General features: G+C 30.9%; 15 protein-coding genes. 5 read left to right on the forward strand and 10 right to left on the reverse strand.

What is annotated here, in order from left to right; translation table 11 throughout:
• Positions 1–4 precede the first annotated feature (4 nt).
• Positions 5–1,066 (forward strand): CoA transferase, encoded by a 1,062-nt coding sequence (locus H6589_07350; protein MCB9174408.1) that lies wholly within the window; start codon positions 5–7, stop codon positions 1,064–1,066.
• Here H6589_07350 and H6589_07355 read toward each other — a convergent pair.
• Entirely contained in the window at positions 1,053–1,598 is a 546-nt protein-coding gene (locus H6589_07355; protein ID MCB9174409.1) for a hypothetical protein, read from the reverse strand. The genes H6589_07350 and H6589_07355 overlap by 14 nt on opposite strands.
• Before the next feature lie 112 nt (positions 1,599–1,710).
• Here H6589_07355 and H6589_07360 point away from each other — a divergent pair, with 112 nt between their 5' ends.
• Positions 1,711–2,535 (forward strand): hypothetical protein, encoded by an 825-nt coding sequence (locus tag H6589_07360; GenBank protein ID MCB9174410.1) that lies wholly within the window; start codon positions 1,711–1,713, stop codon positions 2,533–2,535.
• 6 nt (positions 2,536–2,541) lie between these two features.
• Here H6589_07360 and H6589_07365 read toward each other — a convergent pair whose 3' ends face one another.
• The 9 genes from H6589_07365 to H6589_07405 all read right to left on the reverse strand — a co-directional run bounded on the left by H6589_07365 (position 2,542) and on the right by H6589_07405 (position 11,598).
• Positions 2,542–3,147, reverse strand: coding sequence for a dephospho-CoA kinase (locus H6589_07365; protein ID MCB9174411.1), 606 nt, complete (start codon positions 3,145–3,147; stop codon positions 2,542–2,544).
• Positions 3,128–4,117: a hypothetical protein gene (locus H6589_07370; GenBank protein ID MCB9174412.1), complete on the reverse strand. Its 990-nt coding sequence runs from the start codon at positions 4,115–4,117 to the stop codon at positions 3,128–3,130. The genes H6589_07365 and H6589_07370 overlap by 20 nt, the downstream gene beginning before the upstream one ends.
• 6 nt (positions 4,118–4,123) lie before the next feature.
• The gene (gene yajC, locus H6589_07375) at positions 4,124–4,453 is read right to left on the reverse strand and encodes a preprotein translocase subunit YajC (GenBank protein ID MCB9174413.1); all 330 of its coding nucleotides are present in this window, start codon (positions 4,451–4,453) and stop codon (positions 4,124–4,126) included.
• Between the two features lie 27 nt (positions 4,454–4,480).
• On the reverse strand, positions 4,481–4,963 hold the full coding sequence (locus H6589_07380; protein MCB9174414.1) for a DUF1573 domain-containing protein: 483 nt from the start codon (positions 4,961–4,963) through the stop codon (positions 4,481–4,483).
• Positions 4,964–5,093: 130 nt separating this feature from the next.
• Positions 5,094–7,049 carry a T9SS type A sorting domain-containing protein gene (locus tag H6589_07385; GenBank protein ID MCB9174415.1) on the reverse strand — a complete coding sequence of 652 codons (1,956 nt, stop codon included), beginning with the start codon at positions 7,047–7,049 and terminating at the stop codon, positions 5,094–5,096.
• Positions 7,049–8,797, reverse strand: a complete 1,749-nt coding sequence (locus H6589_07390) for a long-chain fatty acid--CoA ligase (GenBank protein ID MCB9174416.1) — start codon at positions 8,795–8,797, stop codon at positions 7,049–7,051. The genes H6589_07385 and H6589_07390 overlap by 1 nt, the downstream gene beginning before the upstream one ends.
• A 9-nt stretch (positions 8,798–8,806) precedes the next feature.
• Entirely contained in the window at positions 8,807–9,550 is a 744-nt protein-coding gene (locus H6589_07395; GenBank protein MCB9174417.1) for a hypothetical protein, read from the reverse strand.
• 15 nt (positions 9,551–9,565) lie between these two features.
• On the reverse strand, positions 9,566–11,017 hold the full coding sequence (nhaC, locus tag H6589_07400) for a Na+/H+ antiporter NhaC (protein MCB9174418.1): 1,452 nt from the start codon (positions 11,015–11,017) through the stop codon (positions 9,566–9,568).
• A gap of 113 nt (positions 11,018–11,130) precedes the next feature.
• Positions 11,131–11,598 (reverse strand): RecX family transcriptional regulator, encoded by a 468-nt coding sequence (locus H6589_07405; protein MCB9174419.1) that lies wholly within the window; start codon positions 11,596–11,598, stop codon positions 11,131–11,133.
• Between the two features lie 35 nt (positions 11,599–11,633).
• On the opposite strand from H6589_07405, the gene H6589_07410 reads away from it, so the two are divergent.
• The 3 genes from H6589_07410 to paaZ all read left to right on the forward strand — a co-directional run bounded on the left by H6589_07410 (position 11,634) and on the right by paaZ (position 16,796).
• A complete protein-coding gene (locus tag H6589_07410) occupies positions 11,634–12,914 on the forward strand; it encodes an MFS transporter (protein ID MCB9174420.1) in 1,281 nt (426 codons plus the stop codon).
• On the forward strand, positions 12,907–14,643 hold the full coding sequence (locus tag H6589_07415; protein MCB9174421.1) for an ABC transporter ATP-binding protein: 1,737 nt from the start codon (positions 12,907–12,909) through the stop codon (positions 14,641–14,643). The genes H6589_07410 and H6589_07415 overlap by 8 nt, the downstream gene beginning before the upstream one ends.
• Positions 14,644–14,723: 80 nt before the next feature.
• A complete protein-coding gene (gene paaZ / locus H6589_07420; GenBank protein ID MCB9174422.1) occupies positions 14,724–16,796 on the forward strand; it encodes a phenylacetic acid degradation bifunctional protein PaaZ in 2,073 nt (690 codons plus the stop codon).
• Positions 16,797–16,821: the final 25 nt, after the last annotated feature.

Consider the following 16,821-nt stretch of genomic DNA (forward strand, 5'->3'; position numbering starts at 1 on the left):
AAAGATGTTGAAAGATTTAGTTGTATTAGAGTTAGCAAGTGTTTTGGCTGGTCCAGATGTAGGAATGTTTTTTGCAGAGTTGGGGGCCAAGGTTATTAAAATTGAAAATAGTAAAACAAATGGAGATGTAACTCGAACTTGGAAGCTATCTTCAGAAAACAAAACAGCAAATGTTTCAGCTTACTATTCTTCAGTAAATTGGAATAAAGAATCTCTATTTCTTGATTTAAAACTAGAAAAAGATATCGCTAAAGTTCATGAATTAGTAAAAAAAGCCGACATTGTTATTGCTAACTATAAGAAAGGGGATGATGTAAAACTCAAAATGGATTATAACACTTTAAAAAAAATAAATCCAAAAATTATCTATGGAAGTATCAATGGGTTCGGTTCAGATGACAAACGAGTTGCTTTTGATGTTGTTTTACAAGCCGAGACAGGTTTTATGTCGATGAATGGAACACCAGAAAGTGGTCCAATTAAACTACCCATAGCTTTAATCGACATCGTGGCTGCTCATCAATTAAAAGAAGGGTTACTTGTTGCCTTATATAATCGAACAAAAAATTATAAATCAGTTTTTGTTGAAGTCTCGCTATACGATGCTGCACTTTCTACATTAAAAAATCAAGCATGTAATTGGTTAATGAACAACCATATCCCACAAGCTTTAGGTTCTCTGCATCCTAACATTGCACCTTATGGTGAAATATTTATCACAAAAGACAATAAACAGATTGTATTAGCAATAGGGAGTGACACTCAATTTCAACACATGCTTGAAATTTTAGGGGCAGATAAAATTCTTAGCAACAATGATTATTTAACGAATCAATTAAGAGTAAAAAATAGAACTCTGTTGCACCATGACCTAACTCCTTATTTTAAACAATTTAAAAGTAAAGAACTCATGGAATTGTTTATTGTTAAAAATGTACCTGCGGGTGCGATAAAAAACATAAAAGAGGTTTTTGCTGAAAAAGAAGCACAAAACCTTGTTAACGAAGAAGTAATTGAAAATATCAACACCAAACGAATTAAGACTTCTGTTTTTAAGATTTCTTGATTTTTGATATAAAATCCCCTATTTCCTTTAACAATTTCTTTGCCTCATTTTTTTCTAAATCAATTGCAAATGGAACAGGCTTATTTTGATATTCAAATGCAATTGAGTATTTGTTAATATTCCAATACGATGCGTTCATTGCTTTAACAAAACCAGGTTCTTCAGGTTCAAATAATCTTAAATTACTTATTTCATTTAATGTTATCACTTGAGTAATACCTCTTTTGCCAATTTCTTTAACTAACTCAATTTTATCGTTACTAATTTTTATTTTTTCGCAACCTGAATTTCTCCATCGGTAAGCATAAATAACCTTAAACTCAAAAAACATCCAAAAAGCCAAATAAACCGCAAAAAAAAGTTTACTCGATTTATCATAATCGTAAAAAAACTGAGATACAATAGCTAATCCACAGACTGTAAATAAAACAATCCACACTAAAAGCATTTTTTGTTTTGATTCATCTTTAAATGATTTAATAGTTATTACCAACTCATTCTCTTGCTTTTCCACTTGAACTCTATCTGTCATATTATTTATTAAAAGAATTTGTACAAAAATACCCAGTAAAATGAATTGGGCATTATCTTTGTTTGCATTACAAGTAATTTTAGTTAATTTTAAATCAAAATTTATATTTTTTATGAAAAGTTATATTACAGTAATATTGATTTCAGCATTGTTTTATACTAAAATAAATGCACAAGATAATGATAAGAAAATTGATGAATTGGTTTTCTTGTATGTTGATGAAAAGTATGACAAAGTTGTTGATAAAGCCATGTCATTAACTCAAAATGATTCATATAAAAAGCACCCATTACCATACCTATATGTTTCTATGGGTTATTATCAAATATCTAGACGACCTGATAAATACCCTCAAGGTAAAGGTGAAGAATATGATAAAGCTTTAAAAAGTGCTCAAAAATATTTATACAATTTCAATAAAAAAGATTCAAAAGCTAATGAGTATTATAACGATTATTTAGAATATTATGATTTATTAGCTGATACATCCAACAAACTTGGTCAACATTATTTTTTAATGGAAGATTACAGAAAAGCCGCTGGTGCTTATAAATATGCCGTAAAAGCATTACCAAACGACCCTATTCTACTGCTTTGGCAAGGAATATGCGAAGTAAAATCTAAGAATTTTGTTGAAGGAGACAAAAACATCTTAGCTGCACTTGACTCAATTAACGAAAACTTTAAACCATCAGAAGTTACTGCTGGAGTTTTAGCTCATGGAATGCTTATTGTAAGTGAGTACCTATCTCAAAAAGGAGATGCTTCTAATTCCAATAAAGCAAAAAACTTAGTTGAAGTATTCAAAAAATATGATCCAGATGAATTGGATAAATTAAAAATGGAACAACGTAAAGAAAAAGCTAAAGAAGATGATAGAGTGATGAGAAAGTTTTATAGTGATGATGATAGTGGTGATGACGATATAGATAAATAGCTTTTACTACAAATTATCTAAAATTTTTACAACTTGAGGAAGAAGAAATTCTTCCTCATTGTTTTTTATAACATAATCAACATAAGGCATTTTTTCATCATCAGTCATTTGAGTTTTAATTCTTTTTCGAATATCTTCTTCATTAGATTTATCTCTATTACAAACACGACTTATTCTTAACTCTTCTGGAGCTGTTACCAAAACAACTTTATCCAAACCCTTATTTGCTCCACTTTCAATTAAAATAGCAGCCTCTTTAACTAATACTTTTTCTTTTTTGTTTTGAAGTACCCAGTTTTCAAAATGAAATTTTACTTGAGGATGAACAATAGCATTTAACTCATTTAATGCTTCTTTATTATTAAAAACCACTGAGGCTAATTGCTTTGAATCTAAAAATCCATTAACATAAATACTGTCTCCAAATTTATTTTTAATCTTAACAATAACTTCTTGGTTTGTATTAATGATATTTTTTGCTTCATCATCCGAATTATAAACTTTAATACCTAATGCTTGAAAAATTTTAGCGATAGTAGATTTTCCACTTCCAATACCTCCGGTTAAACCAACAAGAATAGGCTTTTTAAGTTTATTTTTTTTTGAGGACATACTCAACATTTGCAGGTTTAATTGTTATTGATTTTAAATACGAAGGATGTTTAACTAAATGTACTTTAAGTTTTTTATAAATTTTACTCTGCTCATCAAAATCAACAATTACACTAAATTCTTCTGAATTTAATAATGATATTTGACTCAACGGAATCATAAACTTGATTTCAATGTTTTCAGGTATTATGCTTACATCCACACTATCAGGATTGTTTCTTATTTTAATGGGCAGGGTTAATTTATATTCTGTAAACCTATCGGTAACTATGTTAATATCAACTTCTGAATTAACTGCTTGCAAATGATTCTTAACAAAGAAATTAGCATCCAACTTTATCGTCTTTTGAATTGAACCCTCTATATTATTAATTTCAGCGAACACCGTAGGTATGTAATTTAGTGTATCCAATACATGTTTTGGACCAGATACTTCAATCGTATTAGGGTTTACTTTTACACTATCGGATAATTGATATTGATTTTTAAAACTGAGTTTATAAAAGGGTATTACTATTAATGTTTTGATAACTTTATCATCTAAGCGTACAATAATTTTCTTTGGAGTAATTTCATTAATTTCAATCTTGTCGCTTAATTGTTTTTTTATATCATTTCTAAAATCATCTACAAGAATTTCATTCAAATTTCTCCCTTTTTCAAATTGATAATCATCAAGGTTTATTTCTACAAAAGGTTTTTTAATTTTTAGTTGATATGCTAACAATGTATATCCATCAGTTGTAACTGTTGTTTTAAAACTTGAAGGCAACTCACTTAAAATAACATATTTTTCGGGCTGATTTTTATAGTTAATTTCAACATGTAACTCTGAAGTATATTGGTTACCCAAAACATTAATTAACCAATAAAATGTAGATAAAAATAGACAGACCAAAAACACGTAAAGCTTCTTGTTTACAGAAGCTTTACTTAAATTTTTCTTAATATCAGTTAAGACTTTATTCAACCTTTATTACTTTTTTTCCATTTCTTCACTAGAAAATTCTTTAGCAATAGCTGATTTTTCAATTTTTAAACGATTTCCACCTTCCACTTCAATTATTGCAGTATCATCGTTTACTTGTTCAATTTTACCGTGAATACCGCCAATAGTAACAATTTTATCCCCTTTTTTTAAAGCTTCTCTAAATTGTTTTTGTTCTTTTTGTTTTTTTACTTGTGGCCTAATCATAAAGAAATAGAAAACCACGAAAATTAATCCAAACATTATAAGAGTTTGCATTCCTCCTCCACCTTGACCACCTTCTGGTGCCGACATTAATAAAATTGCTAGTTTGTTCATTATTATTTTTTAGTTTAGTAATTAATATTATTCTGAAACAGGATCATTTTCATGTCCTTTTGGAACTAACACATCTCCTTTTAAAGCAATAACTTTAGTATTTGGAATTGTATTCGCAACCAATGTGATTGTTTTGTTTTGTTTACCCTGTTTGCCAGTTGAGTTAAATGTTACTGCAATTTTACCCTCCTCACCTGGTTTAATAGGTTCTTTTGGCCATTCAGGAACAGTACAACCACAACTACCCTGTGCAGATGAAATAATTAAATCTGATTTACCTACATTTTTAAATTTAAAATTTGTAGAAACCACCTCGCCTTGAGTTATTGTTCCAAAATCTACTACTTCTTCAACAAACTCGAAAAAAGGAAGTTCATCTTTATCTACTTCAGAACTACTCGCTGAATTAGGATTATTAATTAAATCAGTAGTTAACTCTTGAGAGTCATTATTCCCTGAGCAGGCAAACAATACAGAAACTATAGCTACTGATAAAATAAGTCTTTTCATATGTTAATATTTATTTGTTTTTTTAAAGGTCATATGGAATTCGCTCACCCTAATTCGTGTTTGTTTAGAATTTTCGCTATGCTCATTTCATATTACTTTTTTTTGATTGCAAATATAACTAAAAACTATGCTAAATCTTACTCACCTTTTTACGGATAATTTCTTTTTCAACTTGAATTTCTATAAAATAAATTCCTTTTGGAAAATTAGTAGTATTGACATCTAATTTTATATCACCTTCACCAATCACTAATTGTTTAATTTGCTTACCTAAAGCATCATAAACAATAACCTTTGTAATTGGTTTTAGGGATGATATTGATAAAATATTATTTGTAGGATTAGGATATATATCTACTTGAGAATCCAAAAATTCATGTGAAAAAGAAGTATTTATATCATACGTAACTATATTATTTTTGGATAAAATCCATAATTCTGGATCAAAAAACACAGAATCGATGGTAAAAGGTATTGAAATGGTAAAATGCTGACCTGAAAAAGTATGGTCAAAAACTACAGTGGTATCTAACCCTTGTCCTTTTAAATAAATTGGTATAGGTATATCAAAAAAAGCAACAGAATTATGAGATTGAGTTTGGTTTACTTTAAAGAAAACATCAGTCCCATTTTGTGCCCACGTAATTTGATAAGAAGGAAAGCCTTCTCCATAATACCAATCGTTAAAAAATTCAGTTAAATCCAGTCCACTTAAGGTTTCTAAATGGTTTTTTAAGTTTTCTGTAGTTGCAAAGTGATATGCCAAATTCACATCCGAGAGGTAATTATTAATAGCTTGATAAAACAACTGGCTACCTACTTTCCACTCCAACATACGAACCAGAAAAGCTGCCTTTTTGTATGATAATCGCGAACTAAATATTCTAGAAACGGATGTCGTATCTGGATTATAGACAGATCCATCAGGCAAACTTGTTGCTGAATTTATCATATCCTCTTTCCATGGTTTAAACCATACAGGCGAAAGGTGTTTATAAAACATCCCTGTACAGTATGTGGCGAACCCTTCATTCAACCAAATGTCCGACCAGCTACCACAAGTCACTTTATCACCAAACCATTGATGCCCTAACTCATGCGACATTAAATGTTCACTAAATCCTCCCATTGAACTCATTGTTTGATGCTCCATTCCTCCTCCCCAACCAAACTGAGCATGCCCATATTTTTCATTCATAAAAGGATATACACCAAATAACGAATCAAACAGTTCTATGATTGGAGTAATAGCATTAATTTGAGGAAAATAAGTTATAGAATCTTCAGGATAAATATAATTTACGATGGGCAGAACTCCTTGACTTAAATTTGCATTGATTGTAAACGAGGCATAATTTGTTACTGCTATTGAAATTAAATAAGTAGAAATTGGATAACGATGTTTCCAATGATAAGTTTTGTTTGCTCCTATTTCAACTTCATTTATTAATAAGCCCTGACTACCAACCCGATATTTTTTTGGGGTTGTTACAATTACATCTATTGAATCAATTTTATCGTACAATCCATTTTTACAAGGCCACCATTCGTATGCTCCAAAAGGTTCTGAAAGTGTCCAAATAATTGAATCATTTAAATGTGATGATTGAACAAAAGAACCAAAACCACTATTTTGTGGAACTCCTTGGTAATAAACAGTAATCGAGTCTAATGAATTTATTCCTATTTCATAAGGTAAATTTATCTGTAAGCTATTATTGGGCAGTTGTGTAAAAGAAACTAGCGTATCGTGGTAAATAACAGAATCAACTGTTAATGCTGTTGTTAAATCAAAATATATTTGATTAAAATTTGTTGCAACTGGCGAAAAGTATGAGGTTATCTCACCTTTAATGTATAATATCTCTGGATTGATTTCCCAAACCAATCGATGATAATACAAGTTGTAGTTTTCAGTTTCAACAACTCCTTTTTGAGTTGAATTAAATAGCTTTTGATGATGTTTAGCTTCTTCTAAACTTATTTTATCTATCTCAAATATATTTTGTGAAGAAGTTGTTAAAAAATGAAACATAAGAACCACAAAATATATAGCTCTTGTATTTATTTTTTTTATGAGAAGCATTAACGATAAATTTTATCCACTAAATTTTGGTATTTAGTTAGAATAAATTTACGCTTTAATTTTAATGTAGGAGTCAATTCTCCTGATGGAATTCCCCATTGAGTATCAACTAATTCAAATTTTTTAATTTGCTCATAATGTGCAAATCCTTTATTTAGTTCTTCAACTTCTTTGGTAATTCTATCTATCACAGCTTTGTTTTTTATTGCATCTGAAGGATTATTATACTCAACATTTTTTCTATTACACCATCCTTCAAGAAAAGCAAAATCAGGCTGAATAATAGCCGCTGCATGCTTTTCTCCCTCCCCAATAACCATTAACTGTTCAATAAAACGTGATTCTTTAAATTTGTTTTCCATAACCTGTGGAGCAATGTATTTACCTCCAGAAGTTTTAAAAATTTCTTTTTTTCTATCGGTAATTTTTAAGAATCCATTTATAAACTCTCCTATATCTCCTGTATGAAAATAACCATCTGCATCTATCACTTCTGCTGTTAATTCTGGCTTATTATAGTAACCTTTCATTATGCTTGGTCCTTTCACAATAATTTCACCGTCTTCTGCAATCTTAACATCTAAATTTTCTAATGGTTTTCCTATTGTACCAATCATTCGTCCATTTGGCAATAATGAGTTTACACCTATAACCGGCGACGTTTCAGTTAACCCATAACCTTCTAACACAGGAATATTCGCCGAAGCAAATACCCTTGCTAATCGAGGTTGTAATGCTGCTCCACCTGAAACAATTGCAATTACATTTCCTCCCAGAGCTTCTCTCCATTTAGAAAAAATGATTTTATTAGCTAATTTCAATTGTAAATTATACCAAAATCCTCCATCTATAATTGGATCATATTTCAGTCCTAACTCTAATGCCCAAAAGAATAGTCTTTTTTTAATTCCAGTTAAATCTGTGCCTTTAGCAACAATTTTATCATAAACCTTTTCTAACAATCTAGGAACAGTAGCAAACAACTGAGGTTTTACCTCTTTAAGATTATCAGCAATTGTATCCATTGATTCTGCATAGTATATTGATACACTTTTGTAGATGTATAAATAATCTAACATTCTTTCGAATACATGGCACAAAGGCAAAAAACTCAATGCTTTTTGCTCTCTAGCTATTGGTAATCTAGCTTCGGATGCTAATACATTACTTATAAAATTATTATGTGTAAGCATAACTCCTTTTGGGTTTCCTGTTGTGCCAGAAGTATATATTAAGGTAGCTAAATCATTTCCTGTTACCGTATTCCTAATCTCTTCAATATCAATAGTTGATGAACTGTTTAATAAATCTGTATAATTAGACTCGCTCTGTATATTATTGTAAGTAAATATTTTTTCTAATGAAGGCACTTTATCTTTTATCTGTTTTATTTTCCCAAGAATCTCTTCATCAGAAACAAAAACCAGCCTCGCCCCACAATCATTTAAAATATAGTTGTAATCTTCTGGATTAATATTTGAATAAATTGGAACATTAACTGCTCCAATTTGCTGAATGGCTAAATCCGTTAAATGCCACTCTGTTCGGTTATTAGAAACAATTGCAATTCTATCGCCTTTTTTTATACCAAAATCAAGTAAACCCTTGCTTAACAAAATAGCTTTTTCAACCAATTCTTTTGAAGAGGTAGACACCCATTCACCATTTATTTTTTGTGTAAAGGCATCACTCTTTGGTTGATTTTTTAAAGGGTAATAATAAAAATCTGAAAGGCTCTTGATTTGCATAATATTGGATTATAAATTTTGTTCAGAATGAACAACACCATTAGTATATTTTTGAATTTTAATCGCTACACCATTTTCATTGTATAATTTCCAATCCCCTATTCTTGAATAATCAAACATCGCTTTATCGTATTTGACTACCCCTTGTTCTTTCAAATTCCCATTTTCATAATAATATGATTGGCTATAAAGCAACTTTTTTTTATCTGTGAGTTCAAGTATATTCTCAGGTTTTCCATTCGAATAATAATTCGCTTTCTTCTCATAATATTGAAAAGACTTGTCGTAAATCTCTTCGAACTCTATCATCCCATTTGGGTAATAATCAATCCATGACAATGCTTCGTTTTCAATATAAACAATATCAGATTTCATCGTTCCATCTTCATAAAAAATGGTCATTTTACTTTTTTTAATGTCAACCATTCTAAAGTTACGCTCTATATTTCCATTAGGATAGTAGTTTTTGTAAATTTTTAGTTGTCCATCAACATAAAAACCTTTATGTAAAAGTTCTCCTGTGGTGTAATAATCTTCTAAAAAACCATTAGCGGCATAACCATTAATACCATTTCTAGTCGATTTATCACCCAACATCATATTTAATTTTTCATAAATATTTATACCATACGTTTCATCAATAACATCTTTGGCATCAAAGGTTTTAAAATATAAACTTTTGTCAGTAAGGTCATTCTGTGCATACAGACTAACACTAATAAAAAATATTAAAATGGATAAAATAGACTTCATAACTATAAAAATAATTTATTCTTTTAATTTTTCCTCATTTAATTTTGCAATTTTTATATTAAAAAATCCAAACACTATGGTCATTAAAGGACTAATTAAATTAAAAAAGCAATACATAAAATAATCTCCAGTTGCAATTCCTAATACTCCCGAATGATAAGCACCACAAGTATTCCATGGTATTAATGCAGAAGTAACTGTTCCAGAATCTTCTAAAGTACGACTTAGTACTTTTGGATGCAAATTTCTTTCTTTGTACTCTTCTGCAAACATTTTGCCAGGAACTACTATTGCTAAATATTGGTCGGAAGCGGTAACATTAAATACAACACACGATGCTGTTGTTGTTGCTATTAAAGAACCGTCATTTTTTGCAAGACCAATTATTGATTTTGTTATTCGTTTTAACATTCCAGTAATTTCCATTACACCCCCAAAAATCATTGCACATAAAATCAACCAAATAGTATTCAACATCCCTTTCATACCGCCTGAAGACAATAATTCGTTAACCAATTCATTTTCAGTAACAATTGCAACATCTGTAGTCATTGAGTTAACCACTGCTTTATAAGAAGATTTAAAAACACTTGTATCTGCAAACAATTCATGAATTAATTCTCCTTGAAACATAATGGCAAAAAATCCTCCCAATAAACTTCCTAGAAACAATGATGGAATTGCAGGAATCTTCAACAAGATTAATCCAATTACCACAAGAGGCACAAGAAATAACCATGGTGTAATGTTAAATTTAGAAGAAATAGCAAGTTGTAAAGCATCTACCTGACCAGTTTGGTTTCCTGGCTCGTAAAAGAAGCCAATAATTAAAAAGATAATTAAAGTGATAACAATCGAGGGAATTGTAGTTAAAGTCATGTATTTTATATGGGTAATCAAGTCAGTCCCTGCCATTGCCGGAGCCAAGTTAGTAGTATCAGATAATGGAGACATTTTATCGCCAAAATATGCTCCAGAAATAATTGCACCTGCAATTATTGGCTCGCCAATACCCAAAGCTTTGCCTATACCTAATAAAGCTATACCTACCGTTGCTACTGTACTCCACGAACTACCTGTAGCTATTGAAACTATAGAACAAATAATACACGTTGCAAATAAAAATATTTTGGGATTTAGGATGTCTAACCCATAATATATCATTGCTGGTACAACTCCGCTCAACAACCATGTTCCTGCTAAAGCCCCTATTAGTAATAAAATAATTATAGCTGGTAATGCAGAATGTATACTTTTGGTAATACCCTCTATAATTCTTTCAAAATCAAATCCGTTGTAAATTCCAATTACACCGGCTACAGTTGCAGCAAGCAATAATGCTAATTGATTTGCCCCATCTAAAGCTCCATCTCCATAAACTTGTAAAACATTAACCGCCAACAACCCAATTAAAATAATTATTGGAATTATTGATTGTATTAAACTTGGTTGTCTGTTTTTACTCATTTTTTACCCCTCAAACTTTACGAATAGCCGTAAATTTAAAAACTGATTCATTACTATTCTAATTATTCAGCAAGTTATTATTAACAAGTTATAAATAAAACCAAGAACTTTAGTTAATTTAAAAATCTGAAAATCAATTCTGTTTCATATCCTTTACTTGATAAGTACCTGAAAATCTTTTCTTTAATTTTCGATTTATCCTCATCCTTAATCAAATGTCTTTTCTTTTCGATAAGTAGTTTTATGGTTTTAAAATAATCTTCTTCTAAAATCTCAGTTTCAATAGATTTATCAACAACATTACCTGATATTTTCTTTTGAAACAATTCAGCTTTTATCTTATTTTTTCCCCACCTTTTGATTAAAAATTTACCCCGAACAAAAGCTTCAACATATCTTTTTTGATTTAAAAAATCTTGTTCAATTAAACTATCTATCAGTTTATCCCAATCTTCTCTTTTTACATTCCAAGCTCTAAATCTATTTTCCACATCAAAAACACAACGTTCTTGAAACGAACAATATCTCATTGCTTTTTCAAGAGCTCTTTCGCTCGACATATTTTTATATAAACTGGACATTAAACCCTAATTTTACCTTCTTCAAAAATAAAGAATTGAAAAACAAAAAAGCATTAAACTTTCTCTTTGCTGCAAATACCATTTCTGGATTTGCTCAAGGAATAAGTATGCTTGCCATTCCATGGTACTTTGCTTCGGTTTTAAACGATAGCACTACATTTGGAATTATATATGCCATTACAACTATCATCTCATTATTTTGGGGACTGTATGCAGGAACTTTAATCGATAGATATTCTCGAAAAATTATCTTTTTGAGTACTTGTGTAGTGAGTTTTATTATTCTTTTTAGTGTTTCTTTAATTGGTTATTACCTTGGTTATGTTCCAACAATTTTAGTCGCAGTTGTATTTTGTTTTACCATTTTCAACTACAACATTCATTATCCAACTTTATATGCATTTGGACAAGAAATTTCTGAAAAGCATAATTATGGTAAAACAAACTCACTGATTGAAATTATAGGTCAATCAACGAGTATAATATCAGGAGTTTTTGCTGCCCTTTTACTTACTGGAGTTAATAAGGCATTTTTATCTCAGTTAGGTTTATCTAATTTAATTAATTTTAATATTGAGCCTTGGACTTTATACGAGATATTTATGTTAGATGCCTCTACATATGTGGTCGCATTTTTTCTAATCCTATTAATTAAATACACACCTATTAAATCACTTGAAGTTGACAAAAGCTCAGTTTGGAATCGGCTAACACAAGGTTTCTCTTATTTAAAAAAACACCCACTTTTATTGCATTTTGGTACAGCTTCATTTGCCATATTTGTAATATTACTCATTCATGTTCATCAATTAATGCCTATATATGTTGATAAACATTTACAAGCCAATTCAGGTATTTATGCCCTTGGCGAAATGATTTATGCTGTTGGAGCATTATTGTCGGGTATTGGTATTCGATGGGCATTTAGAAAAACAAATACCATAAATGCAATTATAATTTTGATGTTTTTAAGTTTTATCGCTTTTGAACTCCTTGCTTTTACTAAAGATGTAACTATGCTAATGTTGGTTAGTTTTATCTTAGGCCTTACCAATGCTGGTGCTCGAATTGTTAGAATAACATATTTGTTTGAACATATACCTAATAATATTATAGGTAGAACAGGAAGCGTTTTCAATACCATAAATATCTTTCTAAGATTCGTTTTTATTGGAATTTTCACATTACCCTTTTTTAATCATTCAAATAATATAATTTGGGCATATTGTATTGGAGGATTATTTATATTAGTTTCGATAATCCCCTTAGTTATGCATTATAAAAACCTAATTAATTACAAAAACATCGATGAGTAAACAAAAAATATCGTTAGCTAAAGTATTTAAAACCATTATTTGGCCTCGTAAAAAACTTGTATTAATAGGTTTATTACTCATTTTTATAAGTAGAATTTCTGGTTTAATTCTTCCTGGTGCAAGTAAATTTTTAATCGACGATGTTATTCAAAAACAAAATTTTGAGTTACTTAAAATACTGTTGTTAGTTGTGTCTATTGCTATCATTATTCAATCCATTTCTTCATTTCTTTTAACCAAAATAATTAGTGTAGAAGCTCAACGATTTATATCAGAATTAAGGGTTGAAGTTCAAAAAAAAATACTCTCGTTACCAATTAGTTTTTTCGACAACAATAAAACAGGAGCTTTGGTTTCTAGGGTGATGAATGATGTTGAAGGTGTTAGAAACATTGTTGGCACAGGTCTTATTCAATTAGTCGGAGGAATTATAACTTCTGTTGCATCACTGGTATTATTAATAAACATAAGCTGGTCGTTAACACTATATGTCCTAGTTCCTGTATTAATTTTTGGTGTGGTTTCATTTTTTGCTTTCAAAAAAATTAGACCCATTTTTAAAAATAGAAGAAAAATTGAATCAGAAGTTACAGGAAGATTAACTGAAACACTTGGTGGTATTCGAATAATTAAAGGGTTTAATGCCGAAAGATTTGAAACTACCATTTTTGAACAAGGTGTAACAGCCATATTTAATAATGTGAAATCCACATTAACAACATCTGCGCTTATCTATAGTTTAGCTACACTTTTATTAGGATTTGCTTCAGTGGCTATAATGGGTATTGGAGGTTATAAAATAATGCACGAAGAATTAACGCTTGGCGATTTCCTATCATTCACTTTGTATTTAGGTTTTTTAATTGCTCCAATTGTTCAAATGAGCAATATTAGTACTCAATTAACAGAAGCTTTCTCTGGACTTGACCGAACAGAAGAATTGATGAACATGAAAAGTGAAGATGAGGACGAAAATAGGATAAACGAATTGAACCATTTTAATGGTGATATTGAATTTAAGAATGTCTCATTTGCTTATGAAGAAGATAAAAATGTGATAAAGGATATTTCATTCACTGCAAAAGCTGGATCAATAACGGCTTTAGTTGGCTCATCAGGTTCCGGAAAATCAACAATAGCTGGTTTAGTTGCATCATTCTTAAACCCAACTACTGGCAAAATCTATGTTGATGGAAATGATATCTCAAAATTATCCTTGAGTTCTTTCAGAAAAAATATTGGTTTGGTACTTCAAGACGACTTTCTTTTTGAAGGTACTATCAAAGAAAATATTCTTTTTTCAAAACCTGATGCTTCTGATACCGACATTCAAAATGCAATAAAAATGGCGTATGTAAATGAATTTACCGATAGGTTTGAACTAGGAATCAATACCATAATTGGGGAGCGTGGAGTTAAACTGTCAGGTGGTCAACGACAACGAGTTGCTATTGCAAGAGCCATTTTAGCAGACCCCAAACTACTCATTTTAGACGAAGCAACTTCAAGTTTAGATAGTGAAAGTGAAATGATGGTTCAAAAAAGTTTATCGGAATTAATGAAAGGTCGAACTACCTTTGTTATTGCTCACCGATTAAGCACCATTAAAATGGCTCATCAAATTTTAGTTATTGAAAATGGCAAAATAGCTGAAAAAGGAACTCACGATGAATTAATCAAATCGGAAGGCAGGTATTTTAATTTATTCACTTATCAGTCGAGAATTTGATTTAAATACAACAGTTTTTATGTTGTAGAATATAATCCAAACTTGTAATTTAGAGCCACTAATAAAACACAGAAAGTATAATGATGAAACTACAAAATTACGCTCAAGGAAAATGGGTTGAAGGAACTGGAAAAGATAAAGCTTTGTTTAATGCCATAACTGGCGAACAAGAGTATTCAGCATCGAGTGAAGGGTTGGATTTTTCTGCCATGATGGATTATGCTAGAAAAGTAGGTGGACCAGCATTACGCAAAATGACTTTTCAAGAACGAGGATTGATGTTAAAAGCCTTAGCCTTACACTTAATGTCGTTAAAAGCAAAATATTATACCGTAAGTGCTAAAACAGGTGCTACAAAAGTGGACAGTTGGATTGACATTGAAGGTGGTATTGGAAATTTATTTGCCAATGCAAGTTTACGCCGTCAGTTTCCTGATGAACCTTTTTATATTGATGGAGAAACTGCACCACTTTCTAAAGGCGGAACATTTATTGGTCACCATATTATGGTACCTAAACAAGGTGTCGCTATTCACATTAATGCTTTTAACTTTCCTATTTGGGGAATGTTAGAAAAAATTGCGGTAAACTTTATGGCTGGTGTTCCTGCTATAGTTAAACCAGCAACATTAACTTCGTTTTTAACCGAAGTAATGGTTAAAGATATTATCGAATCTAAAATTTTACCTGAAGGAGCTTTACAACTTATTTGTGGTTCAGCAAATGGAATATTAGACCATGTAACCAACCAAGACGTAGTAACCTTTACAGGCTCAGCTTCAACTGGAAAAATGTTAAAATCTCATCCACGTTTATTAGAAGAAGCTGTTCCATTTAACATGGAAGCGGATTCATTAAATGCTTCTATTTTAGGTGAAGATGCTGTTCCAGGAACGGAAGAATTTGATTTGTTTATTAAAGAAGTTCAGCGTGAAATGACCGTAAAAGCAGGACAGAAATGTACTGCAGTTCGAAGAATAATTGTGCCTGAGAAACTAGTTGAAGATGTACAAATTGCTTTAGGAAAAAGATTGGCTCAAACCGTAATTGGAAATCCAGCAGTAGAAGGTGTTAGAATGGGGTCTTTAGCTGGTTTAGAACAAGTAAAAGAGGTTAGAGAAAAAGTAGAACAACTTTCTAAAACACAAAAAATGGTGTTTGGAAATTTAGATAATTATGAAGTTGTTGGTGCAGATAAAAGCAGGGGAGCATTTATGTCGCCAATTTTATTTGTGAATGAAAACCCTTTTGTAAATACAGATTGTCATAACATTGAGGCATTTGGACCAGTTTCAACCATTATTCCTTACAAAAATCTTGACGAAGCTATTGAATTGGCTAAAATGGGTAAAGGTTCGTTGGTTTGTTCTATTGTAACTAACGATGATAAAATTGCTAAAGAATTTGTGATGGGTGCAGCTTGCATGCACGGTCGTATTTTGGTTTTAAATAGAGCTTGTGCTAAAGAAAGTACTGGACACGGTTCTCCAATGCCGTTATTAACACACGGTGGACCAGGAAGAGCTGGAGGTGGTGAAGAAATGGGTGGAAAACGAGGCATTTTACATTACATGCAACGTACCGCCATACAAGGCTCTCCAACCATGATTACCAAAATTACCAACCAGTACCAATACGGTGCTGAGCAAACTGAATTTGACAAACACGTTTTCCAAAAATATTTTGAAGAAATACAAATTGGAGAAACTGTTATTACTCGTAAACATACCGTTACCGATGCCGACATTGTAAATTTTGCCAATGTTAGTGGCGACCATTTTTATGCTCACGTAGATGCTACATCGCTTGAAGAAACTATTTTTGAACGTAACGTAGCACACGGATATTGGGTATTATCAAAAGCAGCTGGTTTGTTTGTTGATGGTAAAAAAGGCCCTGTGTTATTAAACTATGGTTTAGAAGAATGTAGGTTTGTAAAACCAGTTTACCCTGGAATGACCATAGGTGTTCGTTTTACAGCTAAAGAAAAAATTTCGCAAGAGAAAAAAGAATTTGCTGAGGGAGAAGAAATTCCAAAAGGAATGGACATTAAAAAAGGAATTGTGAAATTCTTGGTTGATGTGTATGACGAAACTGGAGAAACTGTTGCTTTAGCAACTATATTAACCATGGTAAAATTTAAAGAACAATAGTTTATCGTTTTTAGTGTTTTGTTTT

This window comes from Flavobacteriales bacterium (assembly GCA_020635795.1).
Classification (GTDB): Bacteria; Bacteroidota; Bacteroidia; order Flavobacteriales_E; family Vicingaceae; genus Vicingus.

What these genes read in the sequence shown, in the direction of transcription:
- H6589_07415 (MCB9174421.1), top strand. Translation starts at nt 12,907, where the DNA reads ATGAGTAAACAAAAAATATCGTTAGCTAAAGTATTTAAAACCATTATT.
- H6589_07365 (MCB9174411.1), bottom strand. Translation starts at nt 3,147, where the DNA reads ATGTCCTCAAAAAAAAATAAACTTAAAAAGCCTATTCTTGTTGGTTTA.
- H6589_07405 (MCB9174419.1), bottom strand. Translation starts at nt 11,598, where the DNA reads ATGTCCAGTTTATATAAAAATATGTCGAGCGAAAGAGCTCTTGAAAAA.
- H6589_07385 (MCB9174415.1), bottom strand. Translation starts at nt 7,049, where the DNA reads ATGCTTCTCATAAAAAAAATAAATACAAGAGCTATATATTTTGTGGTT.
- H6589_07350 (MCB9174408.1), top strand. Translation starts at nt 5, where the DNA reads ATGTTGAAAGATTTAGTTGTATTAGAGTTAGCAAGTGTTTTGGCTGGT.
- H6589_07355 (MCB9174409.1), bottom strand. Translation starts at nt 1,598, where the DNA reads ATGACAGATAGAGTTCAAGTGGAAAAGCAAGAGAATGAGTTGGTAATA.
- paaZ (MCB9174422.1), top strand. Translation starts at nt 14,724, where the DNA reads ATGATGAAACTACAAAATTACGCTCAAGGAAAATGGGTTGAAGGAACT.
- H6589_07360 (MCB9174410.1), top strand. Translation starts at nt 1,711, where the DNA reads ATGAAAAGTTATATTACAGTAATATTGATTTCAGCATTGTTTTATACT.
- H6589_07395 (MCB9174417.1), bottom strand. Translation starts at nt 9,550, where the DNA reads ATGAAGTCTATTTTATCCATTTTAATATTTTTTATTAGTGTTAGTCTG.
- nhaC (MCB9174418.1), bottom strand. Translation starts at nt 11,017, where the DNA reads ATGAGTAAAAACAGACAACCAAGTTTAATACAATCAATAATTCCAATA.
- yajC (MCB9174413.1), bottom strand. Translation starts at nt 4,453, where the DNA reads ATGAACAAACTAGCAATTTTATTAATGTCGGCACCAGAAGGTGGTCAA.
- H6589_07380 (MCB9174414.1), bottom strand. Translation starts at nt 4,963, where the DNA reads ATGAAAAGACTTATTTTATCAGTAGCTATAGTTTCTGTATTGTTTGCC.
- H6589_07390 (MCB9174416.1), bottom strand. Translation starts at nt 8,797, where the DNA reads ATGCAAATCAAGAGCCTTTCAGATTTTTATTATTACCCTTTAAAAAAT.